This is a genomic window from Paenibacillus sp. USDA918EY (assembly GCF_009870825.1).
GTDB lineage: Bacteria > Bacillota > Bacilli > Paenibacillales > Paenibacillaceae > Paenibacillus_AQ > Paenibacillus_AQ albilobatus.
Genome location: NZ_WTWY01000002.1, coordinates 715,029 through 734,850, shown reverse-complemented (window position 1 = coordinate 734,850; position 19,822 = coordinate 715,029). Strand labels below are relative to the sequence as shown.

At 45.1% G+C, this 19,822-nt stretch carries 20 protein-coding genes and 1 other RNA gene; 18 read left to right on the top strand and 3 right to left on the bottom strand.

Annotation, left to right across the window (positions count from 1 at the left end; genetic code table 11):
* The first annotated feature begins 96 nt into the window (after positions 1-96).
* The 3 genes from rnr to ssrA all read left to right on the top strand — a co-directional run bounded on the left by rnr (position 97) and on the right by ssrA (position 4,073).
* Positions 97-2,721 carry a ribonuclease R gene (gene rnr, locus GQY55_RS07415; RefSeq protein WP_160039686.1) on the top strand — a complete coding sequence of 875 codons (2,625 nt, stop codon included), beginning with the start codon at positions 97-99 and terminating at the stop codon, positions 2,719-2,721.
* A 265-nt stretch (positions 2,722-2,986) separates the two neighbouring features.
* Positions 2,987-3,469 (top strand): SsrA-binding protein SmpB, encoded by a 483-nt coding sequence (gene smpB / locus GQY55_RS07410; protein WP_160039684.1) that lies wholly within the window; start codon positions 2,987-2,989, stop codon positions 3,467-3,469.
* Positions 3,470-3,707: 238 nt separating this feature from the next.
* Positions 3,708-4,073, top strand: a transfer-messenger RNA (tmRNA) gene (gene ssrA, locus GQY55_RS07405).
* Between the two features lie 228 nt (positions 4,074-4,301).
* On the opposite strand, the gene GQY55_RS07400 is transcribed toward ssrA, so the two are convergent.
* Entirely contained in the window at positions 4,302-4,766 is a 465-nt protein-coding gene (locus GQY55_RS07400) for a DUF6886 family protein (protein WP_201452109.1), read from the bottom strand.
* 68 nt (positions 4,767-4,834) lie between these two features.
* Between GQY55_RS07400 and GQY55_RS07395 the strand changes: the two genes are divergently transcribed.
* The 10 genes from GQY55_RS07395 to GQY55_RS07350 all read left to right on the top strand — a co-directional run bounded on the left by GQY55_RS07395 (position 4,835) and on the right by GQY55_RS07350 (position 14,021).
* Complete coding sequence (locus tag GQY55_RS07395) at positions 4,835-5,224, top strand: DUF1259 domain-containing protein (protein WP_160039682.1); 390 nt, start codon at positions 4,835-4,837, stop codon at positions 5,222-5,224.
* Between the two features lie 342 nt (positions 5,225-5,566).
* Positions 5,567-5,941 carry a BlaI/MecI/CopY family transcriptional regulator gene (locus GQY55_RS07390; protein WP_160039680.1) on the top strand — a complete coding sequence of 125 codons (375 nt, stop codon included), beginning with the start codon at positions 5,567-5,569 and terminating at the stop codon, positions 5,939-5,941.
* A 6-nt stretch (positions 5,942-5,947) separates the two neighbouring features.
* A complete protein-coding gene (locus GQY55_RS07385) occupies positions 5,948-7,681 on the top strand; it encodes a M56 family metallopeptidase (RefSeq protein ID WP_236575469.1) in 1,734 nt (577 codons plus the stop codon).
* Between the two features lie 62 nt (positions 7,682-7,743).
* Positions 7,744-8,547 (top strand): stalk domain-containing protein, encoded by an 804-nt coding sequence (locus GQY55_RS07380; RefSeq protein WP_160039676.1) that lies wholly within the window; start codon positions 7,744-7,746, stop codon positions 8,545-8,547.
* Positions 8,548-8,992: 445 nt separating this feature from the next.
* Complete coding sequence (locus GQY55_RS07375; protein ID WP_160039674.1) at positions 8,993-9,790, top strand: sensor domain-containing protein; 798 nt, start codon at positions 8,993-8,995, stop codon at positions 9,788-9,790.
* A 338-nt stretch (positions 9,791-10,128) separates the two neighbouring features.
* Positions 10,129-10,329, top strand: a complete 201-nt coding sequence (locus GQY55_RS07370; protein ID WP_160039672.1) for a cold-shock protein — start codon at positions 10,129-10,131, stop codon at positions 10,327-10,329.
* Positions 10,330-10,356: 27 nt separating this feature from the next.
* Positions 10,357-10,620 (top strand): cold-shock protein, encoded by a 264-nt coding sequence (locus tag GQY55_RS07365; RefSeq protein ID WP_373309251.1) that lies wholly within the window; start codon positions 10,357-10,359, stop codon positions 10,618-10,620.
* 471 nt (positions 10,621-11,091) lie between these two features.
* Positions 11,092-12,108, top strand: coding sequence for an AraC family transcriptional regulator (locus GQY55_RS07360; RefSeq protein WP_160039668.1), 1,017 nt, complete (start codon positions 11,092-11,094; stop codon positions 12,106-12,108).
* A gap of 203 nt (positions 12,109-12,311) precedes the next feature.
* Complete coding sequence (locus GQY55_RS07355) at positions 12,312-13,103, top strand: SDR family NAD(P)-dependent oxidoreductase (RefSeq protein WP_160039666.1); 792 nt, start codon at positions 12,312-12,314, stop codon at positions 13,101-13,103.
* A gap of 492 nt (positions 13,104-13,595) precedes the next feature.
* A complete protein-coding gene (locus tag GQY55_RS07350; protein ID WP_236575468.1) occupies positions 13,596-14,021 on the top strand; it encodes a hypothetical protein in 426 nt (141 codons plus the stop codon).
* Positions 14,022-14,312: 291 nt separating this feature from the next.
* Here the strand turns inward: GQY55_RS07350 and GQY55_RS07345 are convergent, their stop codons facing one another.
* On the bottom strand, positions 14,313-15,059 hold the full coding sequence (locus GQY55_RS07345) for a hypothetical protein (RefSeq protein WP_160039662.1): 747 nt from the start codon (positions 15,057-15,059) through the stop codon (positions 14,313-14,315).
* 451 nt (positions 15,060-15,510) lie between these two features.
* On the opposite strand from GQY55_RS07345, the gene GQY55_RS07340 reads away from it, so the two are divergent.
* Genes GQY55_RS07340 through GQY55_RS07330 form a run of 3 tightly spaced genes read left to right on the top strand, consistent with a single transcriptional unit; the run spans position 15,511 to position 17,376 of the window.
* The gene (locus GQY55_RS07340; RefSeq protein WP_160039660.1) at positions 15,511-16,365 is read left to right on the top strand and encodes an ABC transporter ATP-binding protein; all 855 of its coding nucleotides are present in this window, start codon (positions 15,511-15,513) and stop codon (positions 16,363-16,365) included.
* Complete coding sequence (locus GQY55_RS07335) at positions 16,358-17,014, top strand: ABC-2 transporter permease (protein WP_160039658.1); 657 nt, start codon at positions 16,358-16,360, stop codon at positions 17,012-17,014. Before GQY55_RS07340 ends, GQY55_RS07335 begins: the two co-directional genes overlap by 8 nt.
* The gene (locus GQY55_RS07330) at positions 17,011-17,376 is read left to right on the top strand and encodes a GntR family transcriptional regulator (protein ID WP_160039656.1); all 366 of its coding nucleotides are present in this window, start codon (positions 17,011-17,013) and stop codon (positions 17,374-17,376) included. Before GQY55_RS07335 ends, GQY55_RS07330 begins: the two co-directional genes overlap by 4 nt.
* A 117-nt stretch (positions 17,377-17,493) precedes the next feature.
* Here GQY55_RS07330 and GQY55_RS07325 read toward each other — a convergent pair whose 3' ends face one another.
* Positions 17,494-18,441 (bottom strand): DMT family transporter, encoded by a 948-nt coding sequence (locus GQY55_RS07325; RefSeq protein WP_160039654.1) that lies wholly within the window; start codon positions 18,439-18,441, stop codon positions 17,494-17,496.
* 620 nt (positions 18,442-19,061) lie between these two features.
* Between GQY55_RS07325 and GQY55_RS07320 the strand changes: the two genes are divergently transcribed.
* On the top strand, positions 19,062-19,355 hold the full coding sequence (locus GQY55_RS07320) for an AbrB/MazE/SpoVT family DNA-binding domain-containing protein (RefSeq protein WP_160039652.1): 294 nt from the start codon (positions 19,062-19,064) through the stop codon (positions 19,353-19,355).
* A 1-nt stretch (position 19,356) separates the two neighbouring features.
* Entirely contained in the window at positions 19,357-19,752 is a 396-nt protein-coding gene (locus GQY55_RS07315; protein WP_160039650.1) for a type II toxin-antitoxin system death-on-curing family toxin, read from the top strand.
* Positions 19,753-19,822: the final 70 nt, after the last annotated feature.

Sequence of the window (19,822 nt, the reverse complement as noted above, 5' to 3'; positions counted from 1 at the left end):
GTATGTGTATATAAATACGGAAAATGATTTGAAATGATTACATACAGAGGCTTGCGGAAGGAACGCCTTCCTGCAGGCGAACCGAGGAGATAATCGATGATAACGGAACAAACGATATTGGAATTGATGCAGGACCCTGACTATAAACCGATGACCTATCAGGAGCTGGAAAAGCATTTTGGCATTACGGACAGCGCCGAATTCAGGGAATTCCTCAAGATGCTGAACAAGCTGGAACAGGAAGGCCGAATTATGATGACGCGTTCGGAGCGCTACGGCCTGCCGGAACGGCTGGATTTTCTGCGCGGACGGCTTCAAGTACACGCCAAAGGCTTTGCGTTCCTGATTCCTGAGGATAAAGAACATCCTGATGTTTACATCGGGGCGCATGACCTTTCAAGCGGCATGAATGGCGATACGGTGCTGGTACGCATCACGACCCGCGGCCCGGCCGGAGGCAAGCTCGAAGGCGAGGTCGTCAAAATCGTCAACCGCGCGGTGAATCAGGTCGTGGGCGTGTTCCAGGGCCATGAAGCGTACGGATTCGTGCTGCCGGATGATAAGCGGATCGTCCGGGATATTTTCATCCCGAAGGAAGCGATGAAAGGCGCGGTTGACGGCGACAAGGTTGTCGTGAGCATCGTAAGCTACCCCGAGGGCCGTACCGCCGCCGAAGGCGAAGTCATCGAGGTGCTTGGACATAAAGACGATCCGGGTGTGGACATTTTGTCCATCATCCGCAAGCATCAGCTGCCGGAGGCTTTTCCGGAGGAGGTCATGGCCGAAGCGGAGAACGCCCCGGATTCGATCACCGAAGAAGAGATTCTGAAGCAGGGGCGGCGCGATTTGCGCGGCAAAAACATCGTCACCATCGACGGCGAGGACGCCAAAGACCTTGACGATGCCGTCAACGTGGAGCGTTTGGAAAACGGGCATTACCGCTTGGGCGTCCACATCGCGGATGTCGGATATTATGTGCGGGAGAAGTCCGAGTTGGACAAGGAAGCCTATAACAGAGGCTGCAGCGTTTATCTCGTGGACCGCGTCATTCCGATGCTGCCGCACCGTCTTTCGAACGGGATTTGCAGCTTGAATCCGAAGGTGGACCGTCTGACGCTGTCTTGCGAAATGGAATTCGACGAGCATATGAAGGTCGTCAAACATGACGTGTTCACCAGCGTCATTAAGACGAAAGAACGGATGACCTACAACAATGTGCGCAAAATCCTCGAGGAAGAGGATCCCGAGCTGATGGAACGCTACAAGGATCTTGTAGACGATTTCCGGTTGATGAAGGAGCTGGCCTTAAAGCTTCGTTCGCGACGGATGAACCGCGGCGCGGTTGATTTCGATTTTGTGGAATCCAAGGTCATCGTGGACGAAAACGGCAAGCCGGTCGATATCGTGAAACGGGAACGCTCGATCGCCGAACAAATTATCGAGGAGTTTATGCTGGCGGCCAACGAAACGGTGGCGGAGCATTTCCACTGGCTGAAGGTGCCTTTCATTTACCGGGTGCACGATAATCCGGATCCGGAAAAAATGCAAAACTTCCTTGCGTTTGCCGAAAATCTCGGGTACCACGTGAAAGGCAGAGGCAACTCCGTTCATCCGCGGGCGCTGCAGACGCTCCTGGAGGAAATCAAGGATACGAAAGAGCAAACCGTCATCAGCACGATGATGCTGCGGTCGATGAAGCAGGCGAAATACGATGCCGACATGTCGGGCCATTTTGGCCTCGCGGCGGAGTTCTATACGCATTTCACGTCGCCGATCCGCCGTTATCCGGACCTTGTCATCCACCGGGTCATTCGCGAAGTGATCGAAAACAACAACATTCTGCCGGAGAAGCGGCAGGAGTATCTGGCGTCGCGGATGCCGGACATCGCCCAGCATTCGTCCGAGCGGGAGCGCGTTGCCGTTGAAGCGGAGCGCGATACCGACCAGCTGAAGAAAGCCGAATACATGCTGGATAAGGTCGGCGAAGAGTTCGAAGGCATCATCAGCAGCGTGACCGGCTTCGGCATGTTCATCGAGCTGCCGAATACGGTGGAAGGGCTCGTCCGACTGGCCGGGCTGACGGACGATTATTACCACTTCGACGAGGCTTCGATGTCGCTGATCGGCGAGCGGACCTCCAAAGTGTTCCGCATCGGCGATGAAGTGAAAATCCGTGTGGCACGGGTGAACATGGACGATCACACCATCGATTTTGAGATGGTGGACATGAAGCCGCGCCGCGAGCGCAGCTTCGGCGGCGGTTTTGGCGCCCGCGGCGGCGAGCGCGGCGGGCGCGGGATAAAGGCCGGGGGCGGCAAAGCCGCCCGGCCGGGCAAGCGCGAGCGCGGGGCAGCCGCAGCCGGGGAGGCTGCGGGGGCAGGGAAGCGCAAGCGCGGCGCAGGCGCCGCCGGCGGTAGCGGGCCGGCGGCGGGCGAGAGCGTCGAGGCCAACCGGCCGAAGACGTTCGGCTTCGGCTCCGGCAAAGGCGGCTACAGCTCAGCGCCGGCACAAGGCGAGCAAGCAGGAGACGGACGCCGGAAGAAAACGTCGGGCAGCGGCATTTTTATCGGCGAAGGCGCCGGTTCAGGGGAAGGCAAACGCAAAGGCGGCGGCTCCGAGCAAGGCAATGGCGAAGCTTTTTGGCAATTCCGCAAAGGCAAGAAGAAAAAGGGAGCCGGCAAAAACGGCACGGCGGCTTTTGTGCGGAAGAAGAAAAAGTAAGTTCGGTACGCCAGTGAGGACCGTTTGAATGAGCTTCAACCGATGTTGAGCTTTTTCAGGAATTTGTGTAAGATCGTTCGATGAGTGCTTGTTTGGGGCACTGGGGATTTATCGACGGCGGTTTCGGCAGGATAAGGACAAGCCCCGTCTTTGCCTTGATTTTGCCGAAATCAGTTGATACAATGGACTTCTGGTACGTTCGTCATGATGAGTGGCGTTTGTCGCCGGAAGTCCGCTATTTTGTAATGGGTGAGGAGTGAATGACATGGGTGGTAAGAAGAGTGACGGGAAGGTACTGGCCCAGAACAAGAAAGCTTCCCATGATTATTTCATCGAGGATACGTACGAAGCCGGCATCGTGCTGACCGGGACCGAGATCAAGTCGATCCGGAACGGGAAAGCGAACATCGGCGATGCGTTTGCGACGATCCGCAATGGGGAAATTCATATTCACAACATGCACATCAGCCCGTTCGAGCAGGGCAACCGGTACAATCCGACCGATCCGACGCGGGCGCGCAAGCTGCTGCTGCATAAGGAACAGATCCACAAGCTGCTGGGTCAGACGAAACAGGAAGGCTACACGATCGTTCCGCTCAAAATCTACATTCGCAATGGCTACGCCAAGCTGCTGTTAGGCCTCGGCCGCGGTAAGAAGCAATACGACAAACGCGAATCCGCAGCCAAACGCGATGCGCAGCGCGATATCCAGCGTGCTTTGCGCGAAAAGCAGAAAATTGCGCGTTAATGGCCTGTTACGCGAAATCTTAGCAAGTTTCACCTGCGTTTCCTTGCATCATCTGTGTCATTTTGGCCGGATGGTGTGATATAATAAATGATGTAAGAGATACGCAAGCAGCGATCTTTTACATGATAATGAATTTGCTTCTGATCGTCCTTTCTTTATGGAGGGAAAGGATGCGGAATTAGATTGCTTCTTGTGCTGCAGAGCAGCTCATCTAATCCGAAGAAGCCCTTTATAACAAGGGGGCGTTTTTGGATTCGACGGGGACAGTTCGAGCATGAGTAGCGGGTAGTGGGGACGCGTCCGCTTCATCAACGCTAACGCCAATAATAACTGGCAAACAACAAAACAACTACGCTCTCGCAGCTTAATAACCTGCAGACGTGCTCTCGCTCTGCATCGCCCATGTGCCGGGATGAGGGCTCACTCTTAGTGGGATACGCTGTCTAGTCTCCGCCTGCGGCTAGCTGAAGAAGACAAACAGGCTGACCCGAAGGGAATCCGGTGACGGGGAGTCTCTAGGGTGACATCAAAACTGTCACTACACCCGTAGAAGCTTATGTGGCGTTGTCTTCGGACAGGGGTTCGACTCCCCTCGCCTCCATACATAAACCCACAACCGCATGAGGTTGTGGTGTGCTTTAAAGAAAATGCTTGCCTTTACGGCAAGTATTTTCTTTAATGTTAGCGAAGTGTTACTCAAAAAAGTCCCCGTAGGGACTTTTTTTTGGATATATTAGAGAGTTTATCGAATGCATATGGTAGAGTTATCCTATTAAGCTAACGGGCAGTTTAACGCAGTAATGCACTCGCCGCCGTTTGTTGAATGTATTTTTCAGCGAACAAAGGCTTGGAGAGTTAAAGAACGTAATGAGGCTTCAAAACTGCAGAATCCGATATCTGGGGTATATTGTTTAGAACAAAATTGAGCTGAGACGGAACGAATCAAGCTTTCAGAAGCTAATATTGCTTCCCTAGGCGGATATAAATGTGTTGTGAATCTTAATTCAATTCCTTTTAGGAGTAATCTCTCCAACAAATTCTCATATTTTTCAACTGATAAGGGTTTCACTATTTGACGAGAGATGTAGTAGCCAGCTGTTTTATCAAAAAGCTCAAAACCCTCATCGTCAAAGCAATATCTAAATATGATTTGCTTTGATATCCTCGTATACCAGTCACTTTCTACTGTAACTATGGTATTGGCAATTGAATTATTAAAGAAGAGTTGTACATGTTGGTCTGTTGTCGCTGCCCTTAATTCTTCCCGATCATCAAAAGGTATTGTTGCATCACGCATAGGCGATACGCCGGTTCAACCCTCATCCTGTACTCATACCCTAATTGAAAACAGGGGAGGAAAAGAAGTTGCCGAGCAGCAGATCGCTTTGTGGGCAGTTCTCAAGGATTATCGGGGGGCAGCCCGGCTTTGCCGGTGGTAAATGCGTCTCAACGATCAATCTAAATCAAATCAAAGCTACAATTTTGGGGGAAAGATTCCGCGTCACGTCTTCGTTCTCGTTCGAATCCTTCAATAAAAGAACAGGCAGAGCCCTTTGTTTAGGTAGAGCGGCATTCTTAGAAAAAGAAGTCAATCTATTCATCGCAGCGATTCGCAATCAAGGCATAAAAGTGACGTCCGTTCGTAACGAATGGCTATTTGAGCGGCCCCGTTTGATTTATATCAATATTGAAGCAGTCGATAGACCGCTTGCGTTCGCAAGGAAAGTCCGGCGGGCATTAGATGCAATTCACTAAGAAAAGGCTCTGGTTAGCAGAAGTACGGGTAGAGAGAGCCTTACGGCCAAGCTATAATAAGACAGGATCTGACCTAACTGAGTCAGATCCTTTTTTGAATCTCCAGATGCTAGGTCACATTGGATGGATATTTTCCGCTATAAAGATTAAATAAGAACTCTTGTCCCAATATCTCCGCTCTTTCTTTTGTATCCAGGAAACCAGCCCATTGCATTAGGATTATCAAGACTAAAAGTGAATTTGCTTGACAACGTACTACGGAATGTAGTAACTTTAATTTACTACGCTATGTAGTAAAAGAATTTGTTATGGACGCATAACAATGTAAAGAGGTGTACAACCGTGAAACATGTTCAAAAATTGTCTGATACGGAATTGGAACTAATGGAAGTCATTTGGGGTTGCGAGCAACCGGTAACTTCAACCGAATTATTGCAAACTTTCGCTGGCAAGGGTAAAGAATGGAAAGCTCAGACGATCTCTACGTTTTTATCCAGGCTTGTAGAAAAAGGGGCTTTACTTGCTACGCGACATGGCCGGACCAATTCCTATGCTCCCTGCCTTTCACGAGCAGACTACAAGCTATGGGAAACACAGAACGTATTAAACGGGCTATACCAGGGTTCAGTTAAAAATTTAATTTCTGCGCTGTACGACGGTGACAAGCTGTCGGACGAAGACATAGCTGAATTGAAGCAATGGTTTTCGGAAAAGTAGGTGCAGATGATGAATAAACTTCTTGAACTACTTGTCTCGCTTTCCTTTGCAGGAAGCACCGTTGTGATCTTCATTTTCCTGTTGCAGTGTCTTTTGCCTGAGGTCTTCCCTACAAAATGGCGTTACGGGCTCAGTAAAATGGCAGCAGCGTTTTATCTGATCCCCATCGTTCTTGGCATACAGTTGATTTCGCCGCTTTTTACATTCCATACAACAACAACGGTCCCAAATGTAAACGAGGTGCCTTCAACTGTACAACCTGCGCTGCCCGGATCATTTCCAGAGTCCCATCCGGAACCGTTCACGCCGGAAGTGTTCATGCCGGAACCGACCCTTTCGACAACTGTAGCCCTTTCCTTCATCTGCCTATGGGCGATCGGGGTTATCGTTTTTGCCTCATGGCAAACGTATTGTTATCGCAGATTTTTAAAGAATCTAGAACACACACGTACCACTGTTTCGTTGAACAGCGAAGCAGCTACACAGCTCCTCTCCATCAAGGAAGCTCTTGACCTTAAAAGCAACGTCCGGCTTGCCTATAGCTCCGCAATTCGGAGTCCGGTTCTTGTCGGTCTATGGAAACCTACCATTTATCTCCCTCAGGAGAATATCGCGAACGTGGATATGGGCATGGTGATCCGTCATGAGTTGATCCATCTAAAACGGAAGGATTTATGGGTGAAGGCATTCCTGCTCGGAGCCAGTGCCATTCATTGGTTTAATCCCCTGGTTCATATGCTTCGCAAGGACATACATACATGGAGCGAGCTGTCTTGTGATGCAGAAGTCGTAAAAGAAATGTCCTATGCCGAGCGAAAACGCTATGGGGAAACGATCCTGAACGTTATGGCTGGATCAAGGAACTTACCCGTGCAATTTTGCGTGTCCTTATCCGGTGACGGTAAACAATTAAAAAGGAGATTAACGTTCATGCTTAACTCGAAAAAACTAAAAAAGAAAACACTGTATCTAACGATAGCTGCGATATCTTTGATTGCCGTCGTTAGCACATCAGCCGCGGCGTGGGCTTCCAATAATACTCCCAAAATAGCTGCAAATGAAAAAAGTCATTCTGCATCTCAAGGTAATCATGAGGTAAAACTTACGGTTGAAAAAGAACCAGAGCAATCTAAGCTTCTCAGCTCTTCTGAAAATGGAAAAGTTAAGCTTTATGAAACAAATGATGGAGTCATTGTGGACATTAACGGCGACCAAAAAGAATTCGGTTGGAAAGTACTAGATGGTGTATCTAAGCCATGGGTGTACAATGTTGATCTGACAGGTGATGGTAAAGAAGAAGCGTTTATCATTCTTGTTACCGGACATGGCACTGAATTAGATACGAATGAAGCCCACATTGTAAACGGGGACGACCTTTCGGAAATAAAGATCCAAAGTGTGGAGGAGATTCTTGCGGATTTAGATACCGAAGTTAGCCAAAAGGGCGATGATCTGCTAATTAAGGCTAAGGCTCAAGGGAAAGAATACAAATTCAGTAAAAAAGTCAGCGAGTTAGCGTTAATGCATAATTCAGATGGTCAATATGAAAATAAACTTACCTTTGGCAATGTAATTTTAAATTATGTAAAGGATCAGAAACTGACAGTTGATATAGTCGGGAATGTCATACCCGTTCATGGCGTGCTTCCTGATCCCGTATGCACTGTCCATGTAACGTATAAGTATGATCAAACCCAAAACGAATTTGTTGCAGATCAAATACAAATTACACCTGAATAAATAAACATTGATGATCTCTCGATCACAAACCTAGTATACTGAAGATTTTTGGGAGGTTTTTTATGTTTAAAAAATGGACTGTATCTTTACTTGCTTCGGCGGTGTTGATGGTGCCTACTTTTGCAGCTTCCAGCTTTGCAGATGGCGCGCCTGTTCAATTAGATAGTGGAAAATTGCAAAACAATCGGATGCTGATTCCATTACGTTCTGTTTCGGAGCATATGGGCGCGAAAGTTGATTGGAATCAACAAACCAAGCAAATCACAATTACCAAGGATAGTACGACCATAAAACTCACCATTAATTCCCCGAAAGTGTCGGTCAACCAATCGCAGGTGACGCTGGATGTTCCGGCAAAATTATATGGCGGGGGAATGACGTACGTTCCACTGCGTTTTGTTAGCCAAACGCTTGGGGCAGAGGTTGGATGGGATCAGCAGGCCAAGCAAGCAACGATTAAAACGGCAGATCAACAAATTGTTGTAAGTCTTGATCAAAAAGTTGAGGTTCCGTCTGCTAAACGAATTACCGATCAACGCCTGAAAGTATTGGTTGGTAAATTAAATGAAGCAACTGATATTTCTTCCATTAAACAAGTTCGCGCTTACTTCAGTCCTTATTTTACAGATCGTTTTATTAACTCCATTATCCTGAACAAGGGACTTGAAAATAAGAATAAGTTTGAAGTCATTTTCCAGTCAGGAACTACGTATAAAGATAGTAGTACTGCAACTGTTATTCAATCTTCCGGAACGAATTCAAATAACCAGACCCTTTATCGACGTGCTACTCTAGTTTATACGGATAAAGGTTGGAAGGTGGATGGTGTTTCTTTTCAAATGGTAGACGAAATAGTAAATCCTTAACATCCCCGCAGCCCGTTCTAAAAGAACGGGCTGCTTATTTATGTGAAATTATTGTAAAACAACAGTCGGATTAAGTGTAATTTGTGCCAAAGAACCCGGAGTCAAGAACAATTTTTGACCATTTACTTTCTACCATGAAGTTTTTTTTAGTACCTAGTAGTAATTCTTTAGGTTTTCTTACATTTTGAATAAACTTCCCTTCAGTGCCGGCTTGTGACAACCCACACGAATTGGTTTATTTACTGATTATTCTCTCCGTGCTGAAGAGACATTCAAACAAAAGTTAATGGGGTCCCGTCTGGAAGTTCATCTGAGCCAGGCCGATCCCTAGTCTTAAGTCTAGGTTCAGATCCCCCCCCTAAGACGGTTATGTCATCCCAATAAGGCGGTTATAATGAATTTATATAACTCGCTGATACGTGATATATGAAGCCAAAAGGGGTGTTTGAATTTGAACGCAGAAGTGACGAACACGGCACGGGCAGGTAAGGTGAAATGGGTGCTTTTTAATCCAAAAACCTACGCAACGATCCTCTATTTATTGCTATCCCTCCCGTTAGGGATTATTTATTTTACAGTAGCGATAACAGGACTAGTATTATCCATCGGTTTAACTCCATTATTTATCGGAATACCGCTATTCTTTGGCGTAGCGAAGCTGTTGAATGGGATTGTGCTTTTTGAACAAAGCATGATTAGACAAATTTTGGGGTTGCCTGCTCCATCCGTTTCGTATTCCTACAATCAACAGCCTGAAGCTGGGCAGAACTGGTTTATGCGAATGGTGAGAGGTTTTGAGGGCGGACTATTCATTCGAAATCTGCTGCTCGTATTCCTGAGATTTGTAACAGGTATCGTATTCTTTGTTATTATGGTTACCGTGATTTCACTGGGACTCGGATTGATTGCTCTTCCCGTCGTGCATATCATACTGATGAATGAAATACAGCTTGATATTTTAGAAAATAGCTTGTTTAGTTATTTTCATATCGATTGGACTTATAATCAGCAATATCTGCTGTACGTTGGCGTTGGCCTTGTCCTGTTCTGGGTCGCGCTGCGCGTTGTGAATGGGCTCATGCAAATTCAGCGCAGAATCATGTATGTGGATGAGCCATATCAGCAGCCGTCAGTACCGCCAATGGAAGAACAAATACATGCATCCGTTCAGTCGCGATATTATGAGTACCAAGAGGATCACCCCACTCAAGGGATGATGCAGCCAGCCCATAGAGAGCTTTAGAAGCTCTCTTTTTTATGACTGCTACTTGGCGAACCGCAACCTAATCGATACACTCCGGCGAATTGTGGATTGACCAAGCCACTGTTCGCCTTTAAGTATCACACAGGAGAGTTTATGCGGTGTCGTACTGCAGGATAAGATAAGGTGCAATTAAATGGAAACAAAAGCAAAACAAACTTGTAAATCAACTCCAGTTGTGTTATAGTTAGTTTATTAGAATTTGAACCTGAGATCACATATTGTAGAGGGTTAGATTTTGATTATGTAGCCTTGTACAATATGTGATTTTTTTTAAATTCGAAGATCATGTAAAAATAAAAATATGGAGGTAATTGACCATGACAAAAGGAACAGTAAAGTGGTTTAATGCAGACAAAGGCTTTGGTTTTATCGAGGTTGAAGGCGGAGACGACGTATTTGTGCACTTCAGTGCAATCGTTGGCGACGGCTTCAAATCTTTGGACGAAGGTCAAAGAGTCGAATTTAATGTCGTACAAGGCAATCGAGGCCCACAGGCTGAGAATGTTGTTAAACTGTAAAGCTGTAGTTAGAAGGCCCCGCACATAGTGTTGGGGCTTTTTTTCGCTCATGATTCCAGAAGAGAAGAGGGATGCTGCTTGTACCATTCACGGAAAAGACCGATGATGGATCTTCCAGAGGAAATGACAACGATATGGTCATGCACCAATGAAAAGTGCAACGGATGGATGAGGGATAACTTTGTTTTTTTGGTTCAACCGATCTGTGTCCAATGCCATGCCTTCATGGAGAAGAGCGAGAAAATGCTGCCTATTTTAGAAAATACAAGTCCTAATCAGACGAAGCGCTAAAAAAAGCGAGGACCGATGACACCACAATGGTCACGATCTAACCCGTAGAAATCTATGTGGCGTTGTCTTCGGAAAGGGCTGGACTCCCTTCGCCTTCATTAAAGCACGTAAGGACCATCAACCAGATTGCCCTGGTTGGTGGTTTTTCATTTTATGTTATAATGGGGATAATTTTAAAAACTGGAGGGGGACTCAGGATGTTTGCAAATCGAGAACAACTCCAATTTTGAAAAAAGCAAATCCATATGCACGTGAGAAAGCGAAAGAGTCAGGTGCATCTATTTACTATGTAAAGAATAACAAACGATTCGTGAAGAGCAGAAGGTAAGAAGCCTATGTGGCGTTATTCTCGGACAGGGGTTGGACTCCCCTCCATTTAAAAAGCATAAAACAGAATAAAAGGGCAGTCAGGAATTTATCTTGGCTGACCTTTTATTTTTTTAGGTTAGCATCATAAAGGAGTTGTAGGTTATGAAATCTGACCGTATAAAATTGCCGCCGGGATTTTGGGCGGGATTACAACAATTGGGAATTGCGCCGCACGACATAGCGAGCAAAGCGCGGCTGCCGCTGACGAATATTACAGAATCGGCTGCAGTGACCTCCGCCCAATATTTCAGGATCTGGCAAGCCTACGCTGATCTTGTTGAGGACACTGCCATTGGAATCATCAAGCTTGCAACCGTCTTTGAAACGGCACAGTACCCGCCGCCTGTCTTGGCGACCTATCATGCGCATGATTATCGCGACGCCCTGAACCGAATGGCCCTGTACAAACAACTGTGCCCTCCGGAAAGCTTGCGTATAACCGAAGAGGGCGAGGCCTGTACGATCGAATTGGAATGGACGCACAGAGAGCAACAGCAACCCGTACCGCCCGTGCTGGTTGGAGCTACACTGGCCTTTCTTCTGGAGCTTGGGCGACGGGGCACAGGTTTGCCTTTAACTGCACGGTCCGTAGAATTTTCTCACTCGATGGGGGATGTAAAGGCCCTCGAAGATTACTTCGGGTGTCCTATCCGGACGGGTACAACGGCTAACCGATTGACGCTGTATCGAAGAGACCTGGATCGCCCTTTTATATCGCATAATAAAGAGTTGCTGGAGATCTTGACTCCTGTATTGGACCGATCATTGGAGGAAGAGCGCAACCGTTCAATCTCTGAGATCGTCAAACGGATCTTGAAGCGCAGCTTAATCGAAGGGGGTCTTGACATTCGGGCTGTGGCGAACGAGCTTTGCATGAGCGATCGTACCTTGCAGCGCCGTCTTACTGGCGAAGGTACAACTTTCAAGCAGTTGCTGACACAGGCCCGGCATGAACAGGCACGAAAATACTTGGCAGACCCCAAGTTCAATATAAAAGAAGTTGCTTTTTTAACTGGATATGAAGATGAAAACTCGTTTTATCGCGCGTTTCGCCTTTGGGAGGGCGATACTCCTTCAAATTGGCGTTCCGAATATTTAAGGGCAAACCCAACGTCATAGAATCCCGGCCTAATTCGTCTTACAGGGCTAGCATTTTCCGGGTTTCATTATATTTGGCGGGTCAAACAAGAAATTTGGCGTTGCACGCTAGTTACCGAACGGTCCAGACAAAGTAACATAATCCCTATCCGGAGCAGAAGGATGTTCCAAGAATAATTTCTAATCAGCTTGCTGTGAATGACAACAAAGGAGACATCTAAGTTATGGATATGGGATTAAAGAACAAAACGGCTTTGGTAACCGGATCGACGAAAGGTATAGGGAAAGCCATTGCCATTGAACTTGCCAGAGAAGGCGTCAATGTCCTCGTTAACGGACGGAAGCATGAAGAGGTAGAACGAACCGTAAATGAATTGAAGTCGGAGTTTCCGGATACTTCTCCCCAGAATGCTGCAGCCGATATTGTGGATTTGCAGCAAAGAGAAGCGTTGCTCGAGAAATATCCCCACGTCGATATTCTGGTTAACAATATGGGGATTTATGAAATCATGCAATATGAGGACGTTGACGATGAAATATGGGAAAAATACTTCCGAACGAATGTCCTTGCCGCGAATGGATTATCTAAATTTTATTTGCCTAAAATGTTGAATAACAATGACGGGCGAATCATCTTTATTGCAAGTGAAGAAGCCGTTATGCCATCAGGGCAAATGCCCCAGTATTGTATGACCAAATCCATGTTATTATCGCTGTCAAAAAGCTTGTCTAAACTAACGGCAGGAACGGAAGTCACATCCAATACGATCATGCCGGGACCAACGCTTTCCGAAAACGTATATCAAATCATTGAAAGTATGTTTCCTGATGATATGGCCTTTCCGGAAAAAGAGAAAAAATTTATGGCTGCAAACCTGCCCCAATCCGAAATACAGCGATTTATCAAGCCTTTTGAAATAGGAAGACTGGTTGCCTTCGTCTGCAGCCCCTATGCATCCGCATTTAAAGGTTCTCCGATCCGCATGGACGGAGGGATGGTGCCTACGATTTTTTAACATAATATGTTGTCTTTAAGAAAGGCTGCTTTCCGAATCAATCGGAGGGCAGCCTTTTTTCTATATTCAAGGAAACGTTATGATATGGTTTCGTTGTTTCAGAAGACATCTTTGGTAGTTATTTTCCTTTTATTAGGTATATAATAAACAGGAAGGGATTGGGTATTTGGTAATAAAAAACAAAATTTGAAAATATAGGGGTAGGTGCAATTACAAGCCTTTGAGCGGTCACGAGGAGACTTAACCTCTAGCATACTTGCAGTAGTGGGTGCCTTTGGCAACCGACTTTAATTCGTTTTTAACAGAATGACGCGCATAATCCCAACGAGCAAGAGATTGTCATTACTCGCGAGTTTGTTGATCGGGTGGAACTCCGTGAAAATATATCGCAAATAAAATTAAACTCAATGAAACCGATGAAAGAACCGAGAAATCTGAAAGGGAGCGTTTTGTTTGAAAGGGTCAAAATTATTAGTTATCATGTCGTTGTTATTGTTATTTATTACAGGTTGTACTTCTGAAAAAACATCTTCCGATAAATTAACCCAACTTTCAACATTAAATGGTGAAAGCGAGCATTGGCAACTGCAAGGATATAAATTGAAAATTGAAGGGGATACGCTTTTTGCTGGAGATGGTGAATTACATTATAAATTGGATGAAAAAATAACTGATTATATTTCGTTTAAGATGGTTGCAGTAATTGATGATAAAGAAAGTGTTCTACAAGAAATGAAAATCGTAAGTTCGGGAAGAAATTTCAATAAGCAAGATACAGGTAAAGCGGAATTAAAAGTGCCAATGAATAACGAAGGCGAAAAAATTACCTTTATAAATAAAGATAAACTATACGCGGAAATAGAATGGATATCACGCGAAGGAAAACGGGTGGAAGAAACTATAAAGTTTAGCGAATAAAATGAATATTTGCTTCACTAATAGGAAACGACAGTTCGAAACCGAGCAAAACCCGCAACGTACGGTAGATTTGTTTTCACTTTAGAAAAGAGCCTATTTATTTTAAAGCGCCTTGGGAATGGAAGGTTTTGGTTTTGCGGATCCGGTGGCGGCAAACGCCGGGTAGCTAGCTCCTGTTGCCAACATAAAAACACCTTCAAGGTTGTCTCCATATCTTACGATATGGTTGCATTCTCTTGAAGGTGTTTATTTTTTCTCACGCTAGGAGTGCAGCGTTATAATAAAATTCATTTATGTTGTCCATGAGGTAACAGCAATGGAAGATGGTTTTGGCTTCAGGAAAGTCGCTCCGCCTAAGTACTTGTCATTAAGTATGCCTTTTTCGTAAACCTCGCAAAACGTGGAGTTGTATATTGGATACCCAACAGCTATTCCAGTTTTTCCACCTTGTATATCCATAGGTACCATAACAGATGTAGATACACCTATTGATTGACCAAGTGAGTAACCAAACTCGGCAGCAACAACCTCCTGAACGCCAATGCTGAGAGATGTTTGCACCTCTACTGAGACGCTTTCATTTGCTGATACTGTAATCTCAATTCCTTTACACTGCTGAGTAGAAGGCTTGTTACAAAAATATTTCGCACGTGCAATTTCGGTCCATCCATCAATACTTTGAGTTGGCCCTTTTACAATCCTATATCCAAAGATTGCCTGCGGATTAATAGATTTGCTCTCTTCCTTTGGTAATTCTATTGAATCATCTTCATTGTTTACAATTTGGATTGAAACCAGTTTTGCGTCTGGAGATGGTTTTTCAAGGCCATACTTCTCCACAAGTTCTTCTTGGTTTTCTTCATTTGCATAAATAACAGTATTTTCTTTAATCGGAGCTCCATTAAGGTATACATAGCCATCAGGATTATTTCCTCCACTTGCTGGCAGTACTTCTTTTTCGGATGCGCTAGCAAAAGAGTAAAATGAAAGAGATGCAACCAAAACGGAAGCTAGCACAAAGGACAGTTTTTTCCTCATATATTATTCCTCCTTTAGTATTATATTCCAATTATATTATCAATGAATAGTATTTCCAACCTTAATTTGTAAATTAATAGAATAGTTTGGTTATTCATAAAATAAAATAGATCTTAGGGAATCCCGTTATAGGGAGTCTCTAAGGGAAAGAAACTCATCTTGCTGAAAGAATTGAGCTAAGGTTGTGACCTTCATTAAAAACAGAGAGGAAGGACATGAAGGTATAAAAGATCTAGCCGAGCGCTAGGTCCTTTTTTGTATATAAGGAAACCATCATAGCTAACTGAAATCATGGATTGGATTAAAGATACCGAATGTATTACCGCCCTTCCGCCCTATAGTCCTTAAGAAAAAACTTTTCCAATTTCACTTATCCATCCATTGACTTCATCATCCCTCTGATGTTATATTGTGCATACACGATATACACAATTTGATGAGGAGGAACTTTATGCTGGCATTAGACGTTAGGCATTTAAATAAAACTTATCCGAATTTTCAGTTAAAGGATGTATCGTTTCAGCTGGAGCAGGGGTATATTATGGGGTTTATCGGTGCCAATGGCGCAGGGAAAACAACCACAATCAAATCGATTTTGAATATGATTCATTTGGATCGCGGCGAGGTACACATTTTGGGCAAAAACGTTGCCGAACACGAAACCGAATTGAAACAGGAGATCGGATATACATTCGGCGGCATTGATTTTTACACGCGGAGCAAAATAAAAACGCTGACCGATGTGGTTAAGAAGTTCTATACGAATTGGGATGACGAAACGTATCACAACTATTTGAGAAGATTCAAATTGGAGGAAAACAAAAAAATCGTTGAATTATCGACGGGTATGAGAGTAAAGTACAGCTTGGCGCTTGCCTTATCCCATGGCGCGAAGCTTCTCATTCTCGATGAACCGACAAGCGGGCTTGATCCGGTTGCCAGAGAGGATTTGCTCGATATTTTTCAAACGCTCGTCGCGGATGGCGAAATCAGCATTCTTTTCTCGACTCATATTACGTCCGACTTGGAAAAGTGCGCGGATTACATTACCTATATCCATAACGGGCAAATCATCAACAGTGCGGAGAAAGAGGACTTTATTGAATCCTATCGTTTGCTCAATGGATCGGCAAGCCAGCTAAATCAGGTGAAAGATCGGATGATATCTTACAAAACCAATTCCTTCGGCTTTACGGGATTGATCCACTCCGAAGACTTCGACCCCTCTTTAGAGGTGAAAGCGACCAGACCGAATCTCGAGGAAATCATGGTTTATTTCGCGAAAAAGGAGGATATGTATGTATAATTTGGTGATGAAGGATTTAAAACTGGGAATAAACCCTTTATTTTTTATCATGCCGGTTGTTTTAGGGGCCTTAATGCTCGTTCCCGGTTGGTTATATTTTATTGTCATTTTATATTTTTGCTGGATCACGGTACCTAATATGTTCGGCCAATTCAGATCTCAGAACGATTTGATGTTTACCACGATGATGCCCGTGACCAAAAATGACATGGTGAAAGCAAGGGTGCTCGTTATTGTCATCCTGGAATTATTGCATATGGTAGCGGCCATGATCTTTGGCGCGATTCATCTCCGCTTATATCCGGACCCGACTTACTATTTCTTCGGACCGTATTTGGGTTTTTGGGGACTGTGTTTTGTCATGCTGGCGATTTTCAACGTGATCTTTATCCCCATGTATTACAAGACGGCGTATAAATATGGCGGAGCGACGTTTGCCGGAGTTGCGGGAGCAATGCTTTTTGCCGGAATCGCGCAATGGATCGGAATCCAGAGTTCTTTCGTATCCGACGTTTTTAATGGCAGCGGCGCCCACAATATGGCGCTTCAAACATCCATCCTGATCGCAGGAATCGTTATCTTTATTGCACTCACGATGATTGCCTATCGAATGGCGGTAAAAAGATTTCTGAAAGTGGAGATCCAATGAATATCGCTATTTCGAACACATCCGAAAAACCGATCTATCAGCAGCTGTTCGAACAAATCAGCGCCCAAATTCTAAAAGGGGAACTGGAAAGCGGCTATATTTTGCCGCCGATCCGGCAAGCAGCCCAGGAGCTGCGCGTGAGCATCATCACCGTCAAGAAAGCTTGGGAAGAACTCGAACGATGCGGTTTGATCAATACGGTAACGGGCAAAGGGTGTTTTGTCGCCGACTTTTCACCCGATGAGAAGCTGCGATTACGCAACGAAATGATCCTGAAGCAAATGGTTAACGACGCTTCGTATTACAAATCTTTTGGCCTCACCATCGATGAAGTGATTGAGCTGTTGAAGAAGATTTATTAACAACCAAGTGCGCCAAAATTAATAGAAACAGCGTAACCGGCTTAGGCCCGGCAGTATCGTCTGCCGGGCCGTTTTTTATGGGAGTATAGGCTGTCCGGTCCTTTTTTTGTTCCAGCCTTATCCGGCTTTCGCCTGATTGGGAACTTGTTTCACGCCTTTCTTTCCGAGCAGATTGGTACCTATGACACCGGCAATGATAAGCGCAGAACCGACAATATGGTACAAGCTGACATCCTCTCCAAGCAAAAACGCTCCGGCTGCGATAGACACAATCGTCGATAGATTGGAGAATACGCTCACTTTGGATGCTTCGATTTTGGACAGGGCGTAGTTTGAACTAAGCGCCGTAACCAGCGTGGACAAGATGCCAAGATAGAGGACGGCCATGATAAACGTGCCGCTGGCAAGCGGAGAGAACAGTTGATCGAGCGTTCCCGCGGCTGTATGCCCGGTGAGCGACACGGCTGAAAAGAAAAGAAAGGCGATACCCAGCATCACATACGTTATCTCTGCAGGACTGAACGATTTAAGCAGCCGCTTCGCGAGTACGCTGTACCCTGCCATGACCAGGCATGAAAGGAACAAGAGAACAATCCCCGTCATGTTGGACCAATCGATGCGGCTGCCCTTCATTATAAAGATAAACAGGACTCCGCCGACCGACAGACAGATGGATAGCTTTTGCAAGAGCGTGGTCGTTTCTTTCAAAAACAGGAACGCCAGCAGCACCGTTAAAATCGGCGTGAAAGCAAACAGAATCCCCCCTTCGCTGGATGTGGCATGCTGCAGGCCGTAGGATTGGAGCGTAAAAAACGACAGCGGATACAGGGTGGCCAAAAGCAGCAGCTTGTAAAACTTCTTCCCGCGGTAGTTCAAACGGACCCGGCCCAGCAGGACGGGAATGGACATGACGGCGAAGGATGCGGCGAACCGGAATGTGAGGAGATCCAGGGGTGTGCCGAATTCGAGCGCAATTTTAGTGAATAAAAATGAAAATCCTATAATGATAGCATTGATCACCGCGCATAAATAAGCAAATTTCAATCCGGGTGGAGATGGATTCATCGATTAAGCGCCCCCTTAACTTTGAGTGTTCATCATAGATTCATGATCGCGAACGTGGAACTGATACATGAAATGGTAAAACGAAATGCAAATGCCAACAATAACGAATTTTCAGAACTGTATCAGTACAGTTATGCATATCGCGTATAATGAGAGTGGGGAAGAGAAGGGGTAGCGTGAAAAGAGACTTATACAATACTGAATAAGATCGGTTATCCGGGTGATGTGTGGAAGCAGCTTGGCGGCAAATCCAAGCATGCGGCAAACCGGATATTGACCCATATAATTGTATTGAACAGGAGAGTCAGCTTATACTTCAGTTCTCTGATTCCACATTACAGGGCATGGGCAGATTCACATCTAAAGGAACCTATGGACCAAGCCTTCAAGTTGAAGGTAAGTCACAGTGAGTCTATCGTGAAGTCTAGGTAACATAAGCGGTGGCAATGGTGATTTTGTATAGCCACGGTTCGCTCCTTAGTAACCCTAACCGTGATCAGGTCGTTTTTTAGCTTTATTTTCCGTATTAATATTGTTAAAATGTAAGTATGTTATAACGTTATTACAGTTATAAGGTATAACATATTATGTTTCGATCATACTATAGGAGGAAAATAAACATGGATGGTGTGATCAAGTTGGCAAATAATAAACCCGAGGGGACCCGTTATTCCCGAAAAATTGGCCGAATGGGTAACAGTCTAGGTGTAAGCCTACCTAAACAACTGGCTGAACGGTTAGGTGTTTCGCAAGGAGACGAGGTTGAATTCATCGAAAACGACCGTGGCGAAGTGATCCTTAAAAAAGTTCAGCAAGCAAAACTTCCTGATCATGTCCGCCCGGAAGTGTTGGAGGCGTTTTTTGACGTATTCAATGAAGATCGAGGGATACTCGATGATCTAAAGGATCGATAATATGGCCGTCATCTTTATAACCAAGGAAGAAGTTATTGCCGCGCATTATTTTATAATGACAAGAATGAACGATGCAGATCAAGCAGGCGTCAAAGACCATGGTCTGCTTGAATCTGCGGTACATAGACCGCAACAAAGCCTGTTTGGGGAAGATGCATACCCAACCTTATTTGACAAAGCAGCTGCATTATTGGAATCTTTGGTCAAAAATCATTGTTTTCACAATGGAAATAAACGGACAGCTTATCTTGTGACAAAATCATTTTTATTGTTAAACGGCTTCCATTTGAAAATGGAACGTCATGAGGCGGTAGAGTTTATCGTTGATATCGCACAAGGGAACTACGAACTCGAATCGATTGCTCAAATGCTTGAAAAACATTCAAATGCTAGGTAATGTGGCAATGGAAGAAATCAAAGTTTTTAAACAAGCCGCTTCACCTTTTGAACCTATAAGGGAATTCAAT